General features: G+C 66.9%; 17 protein-coding genes. 6 read left to right on the top strand and 11 right to left on the bottom strand.

The features are described 5' to 3' along the window. Window positions 1-32: 32 nt before the first annotated feature. Window positions 33-650 carry a phosphoribosyltransferase gene (locus JOF56_RS01330; protein ID WP_209633566.1) on the bottom strand — a complete coding sequence of 206 codons (618 nt, stop codon included), beginning with the start codon at window positions 648-650 and terminating at the stop codon, window positions 33-35. Between the two features lie 43 nt (window positions 651-693). Here JOF56_RS01330 and JOF56_RS01325 point away from each other — a divergent pair, with 43 nt between their 5' ends. Then, window positions 694-1,548: a patatin-like phospholipase family protein gene (locus JOF56_RS01325; RefSeq protein WP_209633563.1), complete on the top strand. Its 855-nt coding sequence runs from the start codon at window positions 694-696 to the stop codon at window positions 1,546-1,548. A gap of 2 nt (window positions 1,549-1,550) precedes the next feature. On the opposite strand, the gene JOF56_RS01320 is transcribed toward JOF56_RS01325, so the two are convergent. Further along, entirely contained in the window at window positions 1,551-1,991 is a 441-nt protein-coding gene (locus JOF56_RS01320; RefSeq protein WP_209633561.1) for a DUF309 domain-containing protein, read from the bottom strand. A gap of 280 nt (window positions 1,992-2,271) precedes the next feature. Here JOF56_RS01320 and JOF56_RS01315 point away from each other — a divergent pair, with 280 nt between their 5' ends. Further along, window positions 2,272-3,729 carry a hypothetical protein gene (locus JOF56_RS01315; RefSeq protein ID WP_209633559.1) on the top strand — a complete coding sequence of 486 codons (1,458 nt, stop codon included), beginning with the start codon at window positions 2,272-2,274 and terminating at the stop codon, window positions 3,727-3,729. A 6-nt stretch (window positions 3,730-3,735) separates the two neighbouring features. On the opposite strand, the gene JOF56_RS01310 is transcribed toward JOF56_RS01315, so the two are convergent. Beyond that, on the bottom strand, window positions 3,736-4,722 hold the full coding sequence (locus tag JOF56_RS01310) for a Gfo/Idh/MocA family protein (RefSeq protein ID WP_209633557.1): 987 nt from the start codon (window positions 4,720-4,722) through the stop codon (window positions 3,736-3,738). Window positions 4,723-4,830: 108 nt separating this feature from the next. Here JOF56_RS01310 and JOF56_RS01305 point away from each other — a divergent pair, with 108 nt between their 5' ends. Further along, window positions 4,831-5,220: a winged helix DNA-binding protein gene (locus tag JOF56_RS01305; RefSeq protein ID WP_209633555.1), complete on the top strand. Its 390-nt coding sequence runs from the start codon at window positions 4,831-4,833 to the stop codon at window positions 5,218-5,220. Between the two features lie 124 nt (window positions 5,221-5,344). Here JOF56_RS01305 and JOF56_RS01300 read toward each other — a convergent pair whose 3' ends face one another. Beyond that, window positions 5,345-6,472, bottom strand: a complete 1,128-nt coding sequence (locus JOF56_RS01300; protein WP_245378110.1) for an acyl-CoA dehydrogenase family protein — start codon at window positions 6,470-6,472, stop codon at window positions 5,345-5,347. A gap of 2 nt (window positions 6,473-6,474) precedes the next feature. Next, on the bottom strand, window positions 6,475-8,793 hold the full coding sequence (locus tag JOF56_RS01295; protein WP_209633551.1) for a bifunctional salicylyl-CoA 5-hydroxylase/oxidoreductase: 2,319 nt from the start codon (window positions 8,791-8,793) through the stop codon (window positions 6,475-6,477). A gap of 73 nt (window positions 8,794-8,866) precedes the next feature. Between JOF56_RS01295 and JOF56_RS01290 the strand changes: the two genes are divergently transcribed. Continuing rightward, window positions 8,867-9,646 carry an SDR family NAD(P)-dependent oxidoreductase gene (locus JOF56_RS01290; protein ID WP_209647934.1) on the top strand — a complete coding sequence of 260 codons (780 nt, stop codon included), beginning with the start codon at window positions 8,867-8,869 and terminating at the stop codon, window positions 9,644-9,646. Continuing rightward, window positions 9,643-10,047, top strand: coding sequence for a RidA family protein (locus JOF56_RS01285; RefSeq protein ID WP_209633549.1), 405 nt, complete (start codon window positions 9,643-9,645; stop codon window positions 10,045-10,047). Before JOF56_RS01290 ends, JOF56_RS01285 begins: the two co-directional genes overlap by 4 nt. Before the next feature lie 3 nt (window positions 10,048-10,050). Here the strand turns inward: JOF56_RS01285 and JOF56_RS01280 are convergent, their stop codons facing one another. The 6 genes from JOF56_RS01280 to JOF56_RS01255 all read right to left on the bottom strand — a co-directional run bounded on the left by JOF56_RS01280 (window position 10,051) and on the right by JOF56_RS01255 (window position 16,735). Then, window positions 10,051-12,519: a CHAT domain-containing protein gene (locus JOF56_RS01280; protein WP_209633548.1), complete on the bottom strand. Its 2,469-nt coding sequence runs from the start codon at window positions 12,517-12,519 to the stop codon at window positions 10,051-10,053. Window positions 12,520-12,539: 20 nt separating this feature from the next. Beyond that, the gene (locus JOF56_RS01275) at window positions 12,540-13,016 is read right to left on the bottom strand and encodes a hypothetical protein (protein ID WP_209633546.1); all 477 of its coding nucleotides are present in this window, start codon (window positions 13,014-13,016) and stop codon (window positions 12,540-12,542) included. A gap of 1 nt (window position 13,017) precedes the next feature. Beyond that, entirely contained in the window at window positions 13,018-13,593 is a 576-nt protein-coding gene (locus JOF56_RS01270) for an RNA polymerase sigma factor (RefSeq protein ID WP_209633544.1), read from the bottom strand. After that, complete coding sequence (locus JOF56_RS01265; RefSeq protein WP_209633542.1) at window positions 13,586-15,193, bottom strand: S8 family serine peptidase; 1,608 nt, start codon at window positions 15,191-15,193, stop codon at window positions 13,586-13,588. Before JOF56_RS01265 ends, JOF56_RS01270 begins: the two co-directional genes overlap by 8 nt. Window positions 15,194-15,267: 74 nt before the next feature. After that, window positions 15,268-16,059 carry a PaaX family transcriptional regulator gene (locus tag JOF56_RS01260; RefSeq protein WP_209647933.1) on the bottom strand — a complete coding sequence of 264 codons (792 nt, stop codon included), beginning with the start codon at window positions 16,057-16,059 and terminating at the stop codon, window positions 15,268-15,270. 28 nt (window positions 16,060-16,087) lie between these two features. After that, window positions 16,088-16,735 carry a hypothetical protein gene (locus JOF56_RS01255; protein WP_209633540.1) on the bottom strand — a complete coding sequence of 216 codons (648 nt, stop codon included), beginning with the start codon at window positions 16,733-16,735 and terminating at the stop codon, window positions 16,088-16,090. Window positions 16,736-16,893: 158 nt separating this feature from the next. On the opposite strand from JOF56_RS01255, the gene JOF56_RS01250 reads away from it, so the two are divergent. Beyond that, the gene (locus JOF56_RS01250; RefSeq protein WP_209633538.1) at window positions 16,894-17,688 is read left to right on the top strand and encodes an SGNH/GDSL hydrolase family protein; all 795 of its coding nucleotides are present in this window, start codon (window positions 16,894-16,896) and stop codon (window positions 17,686-17,688) included. The last annotated feature ends 80 nt before the right edge of the window (window positions 17,689-17,768 follow it).

The raw sequence follows: 17,768 nt of genomic DNA, 5'->3' as shown, positions 1-17,768 counted from the left end.
GGTGGGTCACGCTGACCGGGCAACCCCCGGGCCTAGCGCAGCAGGCTGCGGACCTGGTCGTCACTGACCTGCGTGAAGTCCTTGTACGCCCGGCCGACCGCGCTGAACGGCTCCGGTGTCACCAGGCATGCGATCTCGTCGACGATCATCGCGAACTCGCGACGAGTTGACCTCGGTGCAATCGGTACGGCGACCACGATTTTCTTCGGATTGCGCGGACGCAATGCCTGCACTGCGGCACGCATGCTCGCACCGGTCGCGAGCCCGTCATCCACAACGATGACAATCCGGCCTTCGATCTCGGCGACAGGCCGGCCCGAGCGATAGGCCGCGTCACGGCGCCGCAGCTCGGAGGACTCGCGGCGGATCACAGCCGCCACATCGTCCTGCGGGATGTGCCGGACCACGTCCTCATTGAGCACCACATCGCCACCGGCGATCGCGCCCATCGCGAGCTCCTCCTGGCCAGGCATCCCCAGCTTGCGGACAAGAAGGACGTCCATCGGCACGCTCAGGGCCTGGGCCACCTCGTACCCGACCGGCACCCCGCCCCGCGGCAGAGCGAGCACAATCACGTCCGGGTGACCCCGATAGTGTCTGAGCAGGTCAGCCAGACACCGTCCGGCATCCCTGCGGTCACGGAACCGCATGCCATGAGGTACCCAATCCGCCCGGCTTGTGAACAATGAGGGCGTGCACGAGATCGAACTGCCCGGACCGGTCGGGTTCGTACTGGGTGGCGGCGGCAGCCTCGGAGCAGGCCAGGTCGGCATGCTGCGGGCGCTGCGGGACCGGGAGATCAGGCCTGACCTGGTGGTCGGGACGTCGGTCGGCTCGGTCAACGGGGCCCTGCTGGCACTGAACCCCGACGAGGCGACAACCCGGCTGGAGGACATCTGGCACCGAATGACCCGGACGAGGGTCTTCCCGGGTGGACCCATCGCCCAGCTGCGCACGCTGCGTCAGCACCGCAACCATCTCTTCCCGAACACAGGCCTGGCCGAGATCCTGCGGACCGAGCTCGAGGGCGTGGACGACTTCGCGAACCTGAGACTGCCCTTCGGCACGGTCGCCGTCGACGCGGTCACCGGCGAGGCAGTGCTGATGACATCCGGCCCGTTGACACCGGCGATCCTGGCCAGCAGCGCGATCCCAGGCATCTACCCACCGGTCTACCACGACGGCCACGTGCTCTACGACGGTGGCGTGATCGCCAACGTGCCGATCCGCCAGGCACTCGCCCTGGGCGCGAAATCACTGGTGATCCTGGACTGCGCGTTCCCCGGACATTTGCCCCGCGTCCCGGAGACCCTCGCCGACGCTGTCCTTTTCTGGGCCACACTCGGAATGCGAAACCAGGCGGTACTCGAATCCGAACGCGCGTCGGCCGAAGTCCCCATCCTCTATCTGCCAGGCGCCCCGGTCCAGGCGGTCACGCCCCTGGACTTCACCCACACCGACGACCTGATCGCGCACGCCTACACCAGCTCAAGCGAGTTCCTGGCCGGTGTGACGATCAACGGCCCGGGCCTTTACGGAAAGCCCTGAAATCAGTCGGCCGACCGGGTGAGCCGAGGTATCCCAGCCGGGTTTTCCGCCCACCGCAACAATCCCGCGATATCAATCGCATACGGCGGATTGACCTCATAAGGCCAGATATTCTGGGCGCCCCGCTCGATCAAAGCTGCGGCTCCGGTCTCGTTACCCCTCGCAGCATGCGTCATCCCCACTGCGAGCTGTGCCAACCCTCGCCACAACGCCCGCTCCGGCTCATCTGAGGCCTTCCACGCGTCCTCAAGCACCTCATGCGCGTGAAACGGCTTCCCCTCGTCCAGCAACTGCTGCGCCTCGGCCAACGCCTGCTCAGGCGTCCTCGGTACGCCTTCCGGCTGCCGCTCGACCCCTGCCTGCCCATATGGCAACGGCCGCCCCAGCCCATCCCGTGGCCTGGCATTACGCGCCCGCCCAGCGACGTCCCGATCCCGATCCATGTCTTGGATCTTCCCACCAGCGGGATCGTGACGCAGGTCCCTCACCGTTCCGGTCTCGGCTCCTCGCAGCCTGCCGAATATCTTGTCGGACCAAAGTGGACGGGATTGACCTGCCGGGAAAACGGCATCGTGGTCAGGGTGCCGCACGGAAAATGCATCTGTTCCCGCTCGGCTAGGTCACCACGGCCTGTGGTGGGAATCTGCTGGCATGGATGGAAACGCGCGTCGGGAGCACGCGTCGGACCGGAGCCACGCACCAGGTCATGAAGAGGCTGGTCCGGTGGATCCCGGGCCGGATTCGTCCGGTCTCCGGCATCCCGGCGCGGCGTCGCTCCTGGCCTTGCAACGCACTGCGGGAAACGCGGCAGTGAACCGCCTCATGCGGACCCGGTCAGTGCAACGCCTGGTCGAGGAGGTGCCGGACGGCTCGTCGGCACCGACCGGCAAGACGGCCATCACCGCGGAGATCCACTTCAGGAGCGGTGTGACCACGCTTTCCCTGATGTGCGATGCCGGCGACACCGTCGCGAACCTGATCGAGTTCGTGCGCCCGCGGTTGGCAAAGGCCTTTTTCCCTGCTTTCGAGGTGCGCGGCCAGGACGGTGTCCTGCGGACGGATGACGCACTGGGCACTGGCACCTATCGAGTCATGGTCACGTCTCGCGATTGGGCCGACATTTCCGACAGCGACAACGACAGCGAAGACGAACAGCCGGTCCAAGTGCGGAATCCCAGGTTCACGCTGAGGTTGCCGACCGGATTCACCTTCGACGTGACCTGCGACTCCGGGAACGACGTCGCCGCCCTGAAACAGTTCATCGCGGCGCAGACGCTCGCGGATCCGTCGACTGTTCAGGTGTTCATCGGTAGCGCGCCCCTCGGTGACGAGACCGAGCTCGCCGATGGGGCTGCGTATCGCACCGCCTACACCAATCTCAACTGGGCGGATGTGGCCGAGGAAGAGGATCTCCAGCGCGAGCGCGATCGTCTGAGAGCGGAATTCCGTCTCCCGGAGACGGTGGAACAGGTACTCGCCCACGCCCACTATGTCGACCAGGACAATCCTGAGCTGGCCGAGGTTCTCGGCGAGGAAAGCTCCGGCCTCTACTTCATCGGGCGCGAACTGGCCTACACGTACAACCTGAAGACCTGTACTGCGATCACGCTCTACTGTGGTCAGAGTGAGCTGGCGTTTCTCGACCATATCGACGCCAGCGCGGACGTCGATCGGATCGCCGGCCAGATCGGCGAGTTCCTGACGAAGCTGAAGCAGGAGCGCGAAGCGGACGACCAGACGATAATGAACGACCTGACGGTACGGATCTACCATGCGATCGGCGAGTACGAGCAAGAAGGCTCCTACACGAACGCCGTGGAGAGCCTCCGGAAGGCCGGTGTCACCGCCGATGTGGTTCCTGTCGAGGTGAGCGGGACGGAGTTGGTCGTCGTGGGCGGTGGCGAACAGCCCGAGAGTTTCGAGACGGGCGATGTCCATCTGCATGACCGAATAGCGTTACGCGCCTATATCAACGGCGACTACGGCTATCACGTCCTTGGCAAGCCCCTCTATGAGTATCTCAACCGCAATTGGAGTTATGCCCAGCGCTACCGCGAACTCCACTCGCTGCTCGATGTGGCCATCGACGTGGCGGAATCCCGCCAGGACCGCGAGCTCGCCGAGGTCTTCTTCCTCGGGCTGCCCGAGCCCACTGGCGTTCGCCTGATCGGTGGCGGATGAACCGGCCTACCTGGGCTCGGATGTGGCAGTGGCCTGCTCGATGATCTCCAGGGCGGCGATGGCGGACTCAGGGGAGACGGGCACGGGCGCGCCGTCGCGCAGGACGGACACCATGGAGTTGTAGAAGTACTGGTAGCAGCCGTGTTTGGTGGGTACGGAGGCGTCGCCGAGCAGGCCCCAGGAGGACTCGGGTTCCTCGCCGAAGCCGGGATCGCCGGGCCGCAGGCCGGACTTGAGCTGGGATTCCTGCACGTCCAGGCCGTATTTCGTGTAGGCCGTCGTGGTGCCGAGCACACGGAAGCGCGGGGCCGGGTGGGCGGCGAGTGTGCTCGAGCCGAGGTGCGACACAAAGCCGGACTCATGCGTCAGTGCAAGGAAGAAGTCATCGTCGACTTGCACTCCGTCGCGGTGCCGATTGACCTCGGAATGCACCGAGCGCACAGGTCCGAACAATTGGAGCGCCTGGTCGATCACATGCGAGCCGAGGTCGAAGAGCACTCCGCCGGCCTCGCCGCGGCCGGGCTGTTCCTTCCACGTGTCCTTGGGCACCGGGCGCCACCGGTCGAAGTGGGACTCGAACCGCACGACCCGGCCGAGCGGACCTGTCCTGATCAGCTCCTTCACCGTCAGGAAGTCGCCATCCCACCGGCGGTTCTGGAACACCGTCAGTGCCAGATCCCGTTCCGCGGCGAGAGCGGTCAGCGCACGAGCCTCAGCCACGCTCGGAGCAAAGGGCTTGTCGACGACCACAGGCAGACCGGCGTGCAAAGCCTCGGTGGCCAGCGGCACATGGGTCCTGTTCGGGGTGGCCACCACAACCAGGTCGTGGTCCTCCCACAACTGGTCAGGCCGATCCAGGCGCTGCACCCCGGACGGCACCTCCCGCGAGGTGACCACAGACTGCAATGTCATGCCCGGGGTCGTGGCAATCAGTGGTGCGTGGAACACCGCTCCCGCGGTGCCATAACCGATCAACCCGACACGCAGACTCATACCCGCCAACCTACCCCCGCTCGAGTCGCGGCCTCGCCGGATCGGACCTACTGTCCACTTGGGAGGCACCATGGCTGAGCCGGAGACAGTGGGCCGCGGCGCCCGGAAATGCTTGCCGCGTCCGGTGTTCCGCTCACATATGCCCAAGCCTGGATGCTCGTCGCCGTCTTCAAGCACAGCATGGACGACGGCGGCGCGACCCTGCACGAAGTGGCCGAGGGCACGAAGGTCCCCGCCGGAATCTTCGAACCCGTTGCCCGCCAACTGGTCGACGCCCGCTACCTCACCGAGGCCGAGTGCCACTACCGGTTCACACCCAAGGGCGCAGAGGCCTTCAGCAGACTGATCGGCGCCTGCCGGGCCTGGCTGCTGGCCAGGCTCGCCGACTGGCACGAAGGCGACAACCACCAGTTCGCCAAGGCGGTCGACCGGCTCGCCGAAGAGATGATCTCCAGCAGCCGCGACCTCGGTGCAGGCCGCCACGCTGCCAACGTTTAGCTGCCCGGGCGGGACGGCGGGCCCGCCCGGACAAGACTGACAACGTTGTCACGACCGGCGGGTAAGTTTAGGCGCTGGACTAAAACAGGGTCAAGGAAAGTTCAAGGCGTGTACTAAGGCATGGTCACGAGCGGTACAACTCGCTGGCGATGATTGTGCGCTGGATCTCAGACGCGCCTTCGTAGATGCGAGGCGCCCGCACCTCGCGGTAAAGGTGTTCCAACAGGTGGCCGCGTTGCAGCGCGCGGGCACCATGGATTTGGACGGCGGCGTCGACCACGAACTGTGCTGTCTCGGTCGCGAAGAGTTTGGCCATCGCCGAGCGCCCAGCGATCTTCGTTGCGCCAGAGTCGTATGCATCCGCTGCCGAATACACGAGCAGGCGGGCCGCCTCGATCCGTGTGGCCATCTCGGCGAGCGTGTGCGAAACGGTCTGCTGATCCTTCAGCGGCCCCCCGAACGCGATTCGGCTTCCGGCATGCGAAACGGTGGCGTCCAATGCGGCCTGTGCCATGCCGACCGCGAAGGCGCCGACGCTGGGCCGGAACAAGTCGAGCGTCCGCATCGCCACGCGGAAACCCTGGTTCTCGACGCCGAGCAGTTCGTCTCGGTGCACCGGAACGCCGTCGAACACCAGCCGGCCGATCGGATGCGGGCTGACCATGTCCAAATGCTCGCCGGAGAGCCCGGTTCGGTCACCGGGCACCACGAAAGCACTCACACCGCGCGATCCCGCGTCGGAAGTCCGGGCGAACACGGTGTAGAAGTCGGCTTCGGGCGCGTTGGAGATCCAGATCTTCTCGCCTGAAAGCCGCCATCCTTCGCCGTCACGCTCGGCGGCCAGTTGCAGGGCGGCTGCGTCGGACCCGGCGGATGGCTCGGTGAGAGCGAAGGCGGCGACCGCGTCACCGGCCGCCACGGCGGGCAACCAGCGCTCGACCTGAGAGTCCACACCGGACTGTAGGATCGGATAACTTCCGAGGCCTTGCAAGGCAAGCGCGGTCTCAGTCTCGGTGCTCTGCGTGGCAAGCGCCTCACGCAACAGACACAAATCCATTGCCGCGGCGTCCCGCGACGGCTTGCCGGACTCGACGCCGGGGAAAAGTCGCGCCAGCAGGCCGAGTTCGCCCATGGCCTTGATCAGCTCGCGGTTGACCGCACCCGGCTTGCCCGCCTCGGCGATCGGCACCAGCCAGTCCGCCGCGAGTGCTTTGACCTCGTCGGCGAAGTCGCGCTGTCCGGGGCTCAGCATGATCATCCCCTCCATCGCGCGTGCGCGGTCTGCTGTTCGCCGGACCGGATCAGCTCCAGCCTCGGTTTCGGTCCGTCGGTGCGGCCGCTTTGCGGTTTGCGGCTTCCCGCTGCGAACTGCTTGGGCCACGCAATCCCGGTATAGCCTTGTTCCGCGGCGGCATGCAATGTCCAGTGTGGATCGTAGAGATGCGTGCGGCCCAGAGCGCAAAGATCGGCCCGGCCGGCGAGCAGGATTGAATTCACGTCGTCATAGGACGAAACCGCGCCGACCGCGATGACGGCCACACCGTACTTCCGGCCGATCTCATTGCGAATGCGGTCTGCGTAAGGAGTCTGATAGCTGCGTCCGTACGCGGGTTTCTCGGTGCTCACCACCTGCCCGGTCGAGACGTCGATCCCGTCGGTGCCGTGCTCGGCGAAAGCACGTGCGATCTCAACGGATTCCGAGGCGTCGATACCGCCCTCGCACCAGTCGGTCGCCGAGATCCGGACGGTCAGCGGGTCACGCCATACGGCTCGGACCGCGTCGAAGACCTCAAGCGGATACCGCAACCGGTTCTCCAGCGAACCGCCGTACTCGTCCGTGCGCCGGTTGGTCAGCGGGGAAAGGAAAGACGACAGCAGATACCCGTGTGCGCAGTGCAGCTCAAGCAGATCGAACCCGGAGCGGGCGGCGGCTTCGGCGGCGGCCACGAACTGGGCCTTGATCGTGGCCATTTCCCCTGCGGTCAGTTCGCGCGGAGTCTGGTTGGCTGCGGAATACGGGATCGCGGAGGGTCCGCACACTTCCCAGTTGTCCGACGGCAACGGCTCGTCGATGCCGTCCCACATCAGTTTTGTCGAGCCTTTCCGGCCGGAGTGCCCGATCTGGATACCGAGTTTCGCGCCGGACTGGGCGTGCACGAAATCGACGATCCGTTTCCAGGCTGTCTCGTGCTCAGCGGTGTACATCCCGGTGCACCCCGGAGTGATCCGGCCGGTGCCGGACACGCACACCATTTCGGTCATCACCAGCCCGGCGCCGCCGAGCGCTTTGCTGCCGAGGTGCACCAGATGGAAGTCGTTCGGCACGCCGTCCTGTGCGCTGTACATGTCCATCGGGGACACGATCACCCGGTTGGCGAGTTCCAGATCGCCGATCCGGTAAGGCTGGAACATCGGCGGCCGGACTTCTTCGTGATCACGGGCGAACCACGTGTCCAATTCGGCCACGAATTCCGGGTCACGCAGCCGCAGATTGTCGTAAGTGACGCGGCGGCTGCGCGTGACGATGTTGAACGCGAACTGGTGCGGGTCCTGGCCGGCGTACTGGCCGATGTTCTCGAACCACTCCAGGCTGGCCTGCGCGGCACGCTGGGTCGACGTCACGACCGGGCGTCGCTCGGTTTCGTAGGCCGACAACGCGGAGTCCACATCGGACTTCTCGTGTAAACACGCGGCAAGTGCGAGTGCGTCCTCCATCGCGAGCTTGGTGCCTGAGCCGATCGAGAAATGCGCTGTGTGTGCGGCGTCGCCGATCAGGACAACGTTTTCGTGCCGCCAGGTGGCGCACCGGACAGTGCCGAAGTTGACCCATTTCGAGTTGTTGCCGACGATCGCTTGCCCGCCCAGAACATCGGCGCACAGCGACCGGATCATCTCGATCGACTTCTCGTCGTTCTGGCCGGGCGCCAGCCCTTCCGGCGCGGTGAACCCGGCCCGTTCCCAGACGTCGTCGTGCATTTCCAGGATGAACGTGCTCGCGTTGCGGCTGTACGGGTACCCGTGGATCTGCATGATCCCGGCGGGGGTGTCGAGGATGTGGAACTTGAAGGCGTCGAAGACCAGGTCTGTACCCAGCCAGATGTACTTGCACCGCCGGGTTTCCACGCTCGGCTTGAACGTCTCGGCGTACCGCGTGCGGACGGCGGAGTTCGCGCCGTCCGCGGCGACAATGAGGTCGTAGGAGGCCAGATCCGGTGCCTCGGCCTGGAAATTGATCACCACTCCGAGGTCGAGACAGCGTTGCTGCAGGATGTTGAGCAACCGGCGCCGGCTCATCGCGGCGAACCCGTGGCCGCCGGAGGTGAACGTGGTGCCGCGGTAGTGCACGTCGATGTCGTCCCATTGCGCGAACTCCTCGCGCATCGCGGCGAAGATCGCGGTGTCCGCGTGCTCGATGCCGCCGAGCGTCTCGTCGGAGAACACCACGCCGAAGCCGAACGTGTCGTCCGGGGCGTTGCGCTCCCACACGGTGATCTCGTGGCCGGGGCTCAGGGCTTTGGTCAGAGCGGCGAAGTAGAGCCCGCCGGGGCCGCCGCCGGCTACCGCGATTCGCACGTCGCTCACCTCTTCTGTTGCCACCCGTACGACCGTCAAGAGTACAACATATAGCGTTCTGTTGACGATCGTAATGAACATTTGGCACGCTGAACCGGTGTCGATAAGAAACTGCCTGGTCACGGGTGCTAGCCGGGGGATAGGCAGCGTGATCGCAGCCAGGTTGTCCGCAGCAGGTCACCGGGTCGCGCTCACCGCGCGCAGCGCTGACCAGCTCACCGAGGTGGCCGGGAAGCTGTCCGGCCCATCGCTGAGCCTCCCCGCCGACGTGACCGACCCCGACGCCACCAACTCCGTGTTCGACAAGATCGAAGAGGCGTGGGGACCGGTGGAAGTGCTGGTCCTCAACGCGGGCGCGGCGGTGGCCAAGCCGCTCACCAAGGTGACCGACGAGGAGTGGCAGAGTCAGCTCGAGCTCAATCTGACCGCTCCCTTCAGAGCAATGCGCCGGGCAATCCCGGCAATGGTCGAGCGCGGTTGGGGGCGCATTGTCGTGATTGCCTCGACTGCGGGCAAGATCGGCGAACCGAACGTTGGTGCATACACAGCGAGCAAGCACGGTGCAATCGGGCTTGTCCGCACCGCATCGGCCGAGCTGGCGAGGACGGGTGTCACTGTCAATGCGGTGTGCCCGGGCTACGTGGACACCCCGATGACCGACGGCTGGGTCACCAGGATCGCCGCGCGCACGGGCAAACCGGAGGCCGACATCAGGCAGTCGCTGGCGGACAAACAGCCGATCCGCCGGCTGATCGCCCCCGATGAGGTGGCCGACGCGGTGGAGCTCTGCGTGCTCAGTGCGGCGATCACAGGCCAGGCAATCAATGTCGACGGTGGGACGGTCCAGTCATGATCGAACGAGTCAATCCGCCGGAGCTCGGCAAGCCGTCCGGCTACTCGCACGCGGTGGCCGTCGACAAGGCCGACCGGATCGTGTTCCTGGCCGGGCAGACTGCGCTCAACCAGGACAACAAGATCGTCGGCGAGACCGTGGTGGAGCAATTCGAGCAGGCACTGGGCAATCTGCTCACAGCATTGCGCGCGGCAGGCGGACAGCCGAAGGACCTGGTCAGCATCACGATCTACATCGTCGACATGGACGACTACAAGGCGCACGCCCGTGAGATCGGTGCAATCTGGCGCAGGCTCGTGGGAACCGAATACCCGGCGACCGCGGGGATTGGGGTCAGCCGCCTCTGGGACATCGAAGCGCTTGTGGAAGTGCAAGGACACGCCGTGATCTCCACGCAGTGACAGCTACGAGGAACCGAAGCACACGAACGGCATCATCGGCTGGGCAGCGGTGGCATCGGCCAGTGCGTGAGCCGGGCGCAGCCCGTTGACCAGCCCACGGTGGTACGCCGCCATCACACCGACGGCGGCGTCGTCATCCACAGAGGCCACACTGGACACCACAGTCCGGGTGCCGCTGTACAGCAACGCGGCAGTGAACCCCAGGATCTCGTCGCCGTTGCGAACCACGGTCTGGCCGACATCGCACGACGAAAGCACAACATGTGCGGGCGCCGACCGAAGCTGGTGGATGTCGTACGCCATCAGCGGCCCATCACTGAGATCAAGCCGGGAGAACAGCACATTCTCCCGTTCGTGGTGCCCGTGCGTGGCGAAGTGCGCTGTGGTGCAACCGTCGAGCGCCTCGAGGGTCGACTGCACGGTGGCATCCGGGCCGAGCAGGACCGCACCGTCGCCGTACACCTTGGCGAGTTGAAGCACCTCGTCATTGGCGTGCGCCAGATCCGGACCGGCCACAAGCAACCACCGTGACGGCGTCGCCAATCCGGTGTCACTACCAGTCAGCCACGTCGAGGCGCTCGGTGACACTGTGACCGGTCGTCCGGTCATGTCCGGGAGCAATCCCCAGGGAACAGCGGACAATGCGCCAGTAGGGACGATAACGACGTCATTGTCTGCGAGCATTGGCCGGACAGGCTCGAGCAATCCGGCGGTGAGTGCATCGAGCTGACGCCGGATCGATGCCTTGATCACGTTGTCCAGTGCCGCGGGCAATTGCCGGCCGCAGGACGCGTCCAGATCGCTGTGCAACTTGGCCAATGACTCGGAAACCGTTGCCAGATCGGCCAACTCGACCAGCCGGGTCCGGCGCCGAGTGATCACCAGCGCCCACAGCCTGCCGTCGCTCGCCGCGTAACTGATCATGGTGGTGCCGGCGAGCGCGGCCCGGACCTGGGCGAAAGTCGCTTCGGCCCGGTGCTCGCCGACTCCCTCGGCGTGCCAGCCGCGGGCCCGGATCGCCCGTTCCAGCTGGCCGCACCGGCGCCGGGCCTCCTGGTCGGGGTTCCCAGCCAGTTCGGCTGCCCGAACCTGGTGGGCGAGCTGGCGCAGCTCGGCCACGGCCTCGATGGTGGTGTCGTCATCCGGCGGCCGGACCGGCTGGAACCGGAAGGCCTGTGCCCGCGAGCGTTCCATCCAGCCGAACACCACAGGCGCGGCGCCGTGCGCGAGCGCGGCCGCCAGCCCGGTCCTAGCCAGCTCCCGGCCCAATGAAGTGGTGCTCGTCCGCAGGTCAAGGCTGCCGACCCGGCTGCGATGGTCCCGCAACAGCGCCAGCCCTGCCCGTGCATGTGTGAAGGTCGCCCGCCGGTCCCCGGTCGTCGACCCGAGTTCGGCCAGTGCGAGCCGGCGCATCAACCGGGTTTCGAGCAAGGATCTGCTGCCACTGCGTGGCCGGATGTGCTGCCGCGCCTCGTCGGTCCGGCCGCGCGCGATGTACGCACGGGCGGCGACAAGACCAGCGGCTTCAGCGTCGTTGTCCAGTCCCAGCGATGCCAGCCGGTCAGCGAGTGAGGATGCGTGCGCCGCGACGGCTCCCAGCCGTGTGCGGGTCTTGAACTCCGCGCGCAGCCTGGTCGCGGCGGCCACCGCCGCCCAGGTCTCGTTGCCACGTCTTCGAAACCGGCTTTCCGCCCGGCTGGCCCATGTCTTGGCTGTGGTCAGGTCCCCGGCCGCGAGTGCGACCTGGGCCCGGGTCAGCTGTGCCTCGGCGTGCTCCTGGTCCATCCGGATACGCGGGAACTCCCTGAGCGCGAAGTCGAGTTCGGTGGCCGCGTCGCTGTGCAGCCCCGCGGCCAGCAATGCCCTGGCTCGCTCCACAGCGACGACTGCGAGCATTCCGTCCGCATGGGATTGATACACCGAGCGTGCACTGTCGAAATCTCGGAGCGCTGCGGGGATATTGCCGGTCAATAACTGACATGAGCCACGACCGTGCACCGCTTTGGCCACCAGCCGGGGCAGACCGAGGTCCTGCGCCAGCCGTTCGCACCGATCCAGGTCCGCCAGCGCGGGCGTCACCCGTCCCGCGATCTGGTGCAGCATCGCCCGGTTGAGCAAGGTCCGCGCCAGCACGGTCTGTTCCCGGCGCAGCAACGGAATCGCCTGATCGAGGCACGCGAGTGCGTCGTCCATCCGGCCGACGAGCACGAGCAGCAGGCCGCGCTGCTGCAGCAGTAGACCCTTTGTGTCCGCTGTGGCCAGCGCATCGGCCCGATCGAGCAGTGCGAAGCCCTGCTCGGTGTCGCCCAGTGCCGCTTCGGCCGCGGCCAGGCTGTTGAGCAGCCGGACGTCATCCGGCGCGATCCGCAGCCCGGCCCGGAACGCCCGCGCGCCCAGCAGCGGCCTGCCCCGGTTGAGCGCGTTGAGGCCACGCTGGTGCAGCTCGCGTACCCGGCCGGAGTCTTGGGACACCCGCCAAGTATGGACTTGATCTACAGCGAGATCGATGGCGTCGTGACCGTCCGGCTGCTGCCGGTCGGCCGGACGATCAGCTGGGCGAGTCCTGGCTGGATCGTGTCCAGTACGAACCGGCCGTCCTCATCGGACACCGTCGTTGTCTCAGTGGCTGTTCCGCGGTCGGCCGAACGTAGCTCGATCGGGTGACGGCCGGCCGGCGTGAGCCAGCCGTCCACCCGGATCGTGCCGTCCGGATTGGGCCTGATGCTGACCATGATCGTGACCGACTCGCTGTCGAACGTGATCAGCCGCGACTGCTCGTCGCCGCGGGCGGCCGCGGGCTGCACCTCGGTCAGCCGCAGCACCTCGAGGTCCACGTTCTCCAGCTCGATCGCGAACTTGACCCGGTCGAGCAGGCCGGCCGGCATCGGGTCGGCCGCGGTCCACAGATCCTTGACGCCGGCCAGGATCGTGCGGTCGTGCTCGTCGAGCGGCTCGTCCGGGGAGGTCATCTCAGCTCCCTTCAGCGAAATCAGGCGACAGGGTGTCGCGGAGTTTGGCCAGGCACCGGCCACGGGTCGGGCCGATGCTGCCGCGCGGCATGTCGAGCGCGGCACTGACCTCGTCGTAGTCGGGGCGGCGGGTGAAGGCAATGATTCGGAGCAATTGCTGGCATCGCTCGGACAATTGACCGACCGCGGTCCACAGCTGGCGGCGCCGCTCGGTCTCGACGCGCTGTTCCTCCGGCGTCGGCCCGAGGTCGGGCAGTTCGGCGAACAGCACGTCCCGCGCGGGCAGCTCCATCCGGCCAGTGTTGCGCACCTTCCATGCCTCGCGCCGGGTGACCGTGATCAGCCAGCTGGTCAGTGCCATCGGGCTGCGGATGTCCTGCAGTGATCCGAGCAGCTTCAGCCAGGCCGTCTGCACGATGTCACTGCTGGTGTCCCGGTCGAGGCCCTGCGCCCGTGCGACCTGCCAGAGCAATGGTGTGAGCTCGTCGACCAGATCACCGAGGCTGCCCTGATCACCGGCCTGCGCGGCCTGCAGCAGGTCGGCCATCCGGGCGTGGTGCAACGACGTGTCAGGCATTGTGGGCAGCCTTCTTCAGCGCCGCCCAGGCACGTTTGAGCGCCACCGCCTTGTCCACGGACTTCAGCGCGATCGTCGAGTCCGCCGCCGCACATTTGATCATCGCGGTGGTGACCTCGGCCGCGGCCAGCGGCGCGGCGAACGACGTGCCGTCCCAGACCGCGAACCCGGACCGGAAGTTGTCCAGGTCGAGCGCGGCGCGGTCGGCCGCGGGAACGAAGCCCGCCGCCATCGAGCCCTGGGCGTCGATCGGGAACGTGCTCACCACACCGGCGCCGGTCGCCCACGCTCGCACCCATGGTGCCTCGTTGCTGAACAACGCCCTGGTGTCGTTCGGGTTCAGGGCACCGACACTGATCACCTGCGGACCGATTCCCGGCGCCAGCTCCGCGAACGCGGCCGGGTAGAACCGGCGGCTGGTCGCGTCGTTGCCCGCGGCGGCGAACACCAGCACACCGAGCTCGCGCAGCCGGTTGAGCACCGTGAGCAGATGCCCGGTGAAATCACTCGGTGTACCGGCCTCGTCGAAATACCCGAGGGACAACGAGACCACGTCGACCATGTCGTCGGCATTGCCACCCTGCTGCGCCTGCTCGACACGATCGACCAGGCCCCACAACGCAAGCAGCACGTCAGCCTCGTACGCCACGCCGTCGCCGTGCATCACCCGGATGGCGAGGACATCCGCCTCGGGCGCGGACTGGTGCACGACTCCGGCGATGAACGTGCCGTGCCCGGTGTCCCGGTCCAGTACACCGATCAACGGGTTGTCGGTGACCGGCGCGTCCCAGAAGTCCTGCAGCACACGCGTGGGCGACGTCAGCGCGGCTTCCTCGTCCTGGATCCGGATGGCGTCCTGCAGAGCCGGGAACACCTTGATGAAACTGCTCGCGGGCGGCGGCGCGGACCGGTTGAGGAAACCGAACCACGGGTGCGGGCCGATCCCGGTGTCCAGCACGGCGACCACGGGACGGCGGTCCGGGTTGCCGCGCGGGGGAGGGGGCACCGCGAGGGCGACCGGAATCCGGCCACCGGAGTGCCCGCGGACGTAGCCCCCGCCGCCGCTGGCCTCCCAAGGCGCGCCACCGATGCCGCCGCTGGCCTCCCAGGGCGACCCTCCGATGTCGACAGTGCCGAACAGCAGGTGCTCGACGGTGACGCGGTCGACGATGTCCTTGCGTAGCCGGGCGGCGTTGGCGGCCACACGCAGTGTCTGCAGTGCCAGCCACGAGTCGACCTGGGCCGGTACCGGCGTTTTGGCCGCGGGCCGCAGCTGGACCGGGCGTGGCAGGCGGGCCAACCGCTCGCCGTACTCGTTGCGCCTGGGCGGAACCAGCTCCATGTAGACACGGGCGAGTTCCCGGTTGATCGCGGCGAGGACGTCCTTGTCGCGCAGGATGTCGTTCGGGATCAGCAGCGAGCCCGTCCGGTACACCGTGGACCGTGGCGCCGGGTACGGCTCGCCGGCCACCAGCGCGTCGGCTGGATCCAGCACGCGGGCGCCGTGCCTCTCCAGCAGTTGCTGCGGCACTTCCGGCACGCGACTGCGGTCGTCCTCGCCGAACGGCTTGCCTGGATCTGGGACGAACGTGACCACCATTTAGCTCTCCCTGCGTCGGGTCGCCCTGGTAGGAACAGGTGCGCGGACCTGCGTGCCAGATACGTCCCAGCCGGTCACGAAGACGTTACGGCGTGCCTCTCGGCGGGGAGCTCCAGTTGGGCCTGAAGAGTGAAGAAGAGTTCCGCGGCGCGGATTCCGGACCAGTTCTCCGGCAGCAGCTCGGCGGGCAGACCCGGGTCGAGGTAAGGCAATCGCCGCCAGTCGGTCAGTGCACGGACGTAGTCGCCGAAGGCAGCCCGGTCGGTGTGCTCTCGGTGCAATGCGGGGCTGTGCACTCGCACGAACTCCTCATAGAGCTGCTCGAGCTGGTCGAGATCCCACCATTGACGGACTTTGCCGGCCAGGTCGCCGAAAGCCAGGTGCCTGCCGTGGAACAAATCGGCGTAACCATTCAAATCCAGGCGCCGCAACATGTCCTCGGTGGCTTGGGACAAGTGCGCCGGCGCGATCCACACGCCGGGTGCGGTCGTACCGAAGCCCAGCCGGGTGAGCTGGGTGCGCAGGGTGTGTCGTTTGTTGCGTTCGGACTCCGGGACCGAGAACACCGCCAGCAGCCAGCCGTCCTGCAGCGTGGCCCGTTCACGCCGGAAGATCCGATGATCCCCCTCTCTGAGGATGGCTAAGCCCTCTTCGGACAGTTCGTAGCCGGCCGCGCCGTTCTTCCTGCTGGCCCGCAACAGCCCGCGCCGCTTGAGCCTGGAGATCGACGAGCGCACCGCGGCCTGATCGACGCCGAGGTCGGCGAGCAACGTGATCAGCTTCGCGACGGACATCCAGCCGCCCGCGTCGCGGGCGTACAACCCGTAGACGGTCACAATGAGGTGCCGCGGCTGGGCTGTCTCCATTACGACCGTCACCCGCAGACAATAACTCTCATCGGGGGATCGGAATGGTCGGATCTCTGTCCCGTGGGTAGTCGATGATGCTGGCGAGGTCGGCGGGCAGTGACTCGTGGTCGATGTCGACCCGCAGCAGCAGCTCCCTGACCTGGCGGGGTTTCGTGCGGGCGAGGATGTCCAAAATGCCCGCACGCAGCCGGCCGAGCCGTCGCACGAACTGCTGCACATCCAGCTCGCGGCCCGACCGCAGGGCCACCCAGCTTTCCTTGTAGGCGCGGGCCCACGTGGTCAGCTGGACAAGATCGAGCAGGGTCGTGCCGGCGCTTTCCCGTTTGATGTCCACGAACTCACTGCCGTCGAGCACCGGGTGTGGCCACTTCAAGTGGTAGTCCGCGCCCGATCTGGTGCTGTAGGCCCAGATGAAGACCGTCGTCTCGTCGGCCATCGTGCGCACCACGATCGAGTCGGCCGCCAGCCCGTACGCCTCGGTGATCTTCGGCACGGCCTCCACGACCATGCCCGCACGCTGATCGGCGGCCAGTTGCACGTGGCCGCACCAGCCTTGCGGCGTCACCAGCGGATCGAGGGCCGAACCGGGCAGCGGCCCGTCCTCGCCGGCGACCGCGTTCTCCCACACTGTTCGCAGGGCCGCGCAATCCCGCCGGTACGCACTGTCATCCACACCCCAATTATGGCCACGAGCTGGGTGTGGCTGCTCCGAGGCCGGGTGTCGCCGTAGCACGGCCACCGTGGCCAATAGCGGACAGGTCCTGGCCTCAATCGGATCCGGATGGTAGACACTGTCTACAACAACGTGAACCCTAGGTTACCGGGATCTGAATGACATACCAACGCTTCGTCGCCCTCGGCGACAGCTGCACCGAGGGCCTGGACGATCCGTATCCCGGTGGCGCGGTCTACCGGGGCTGGGCCGATCTGGTCGCGGACCGGCTCGCGCGGGAGAACGCCGGCTTCCGGTACGCCAACCTCGGCGTCCGGGGACGACGGCTGGATCAGATCATCGTCGAGCAGATCCCGGCCGCCACCAGCCTGCGTCCTGATCTGATCGCGCTCTTCGGCGGCGGCAACGACATCATGTCGCATGGTTACGACGAACGGACGGTCGCCCGCCGAGTCGATCACGCGGTCCAGGCGCTGACCGAACTGTCGCCGCACGTGGTGGTCTTCACGCTCAGCGACATTTCCCGCCGGATGCCATTCGGCTGGCGCATGGGACCCCGCATCGAGGCATTGAACGCGGCAATCCGCGAAGCCGCGGTGAGCTACGGTGCGATCCTGGTCGACCTCTGGGGCGATCACGCCGCGAATGACTCCCGATACTTCGGTCCGGATCGCCTGCACCTCGCCGAGGCGGGCCACCGCCGCCTCGCCGCGCACATGCTCGCCAGCCTCAAGATCCCCCACGAGGAAAGCTGGCTCGCACCTCTGCTGGGCACTCCCGCCCGGCCGAGCGCGCTCGCCAACGCCCGCTGGCTCTGCAACCAGGTCTGGCCATTGGTCCGTGGCCGAATCCGCAACCGTCTGATCGGCCGCCAGCCCGGCGACGGCATCCAGCCGAAACGGCCGGACCTCCTCCCGGTGACCGAATGGCGACCAGTACGCGAAAGCGCCTGATCGGCTGTGAATCCGGCATGGTTCGGTGGGCGGGTTGTGCCGGCCGGTTGGCGACGGTGGGCTGACTGTGGCTGGTGATC

The organism is Kibdelosporangium banguiense (genome assembly GCF_017876405.1).
GTDB classification, from domain to species: domain Bacteria; phylum Actinomycetota; class Actinomycetes; order Mycobacteriales; family Pseudonocardiaceae; genus Kibdelosporangium; species Kibdelosporangium banguiense.
The sequence above is the reverse complement of the archived record's forward strand: the minus strand, read 5'-3'. Positions and strand labels throughout refer to the sequence as shown.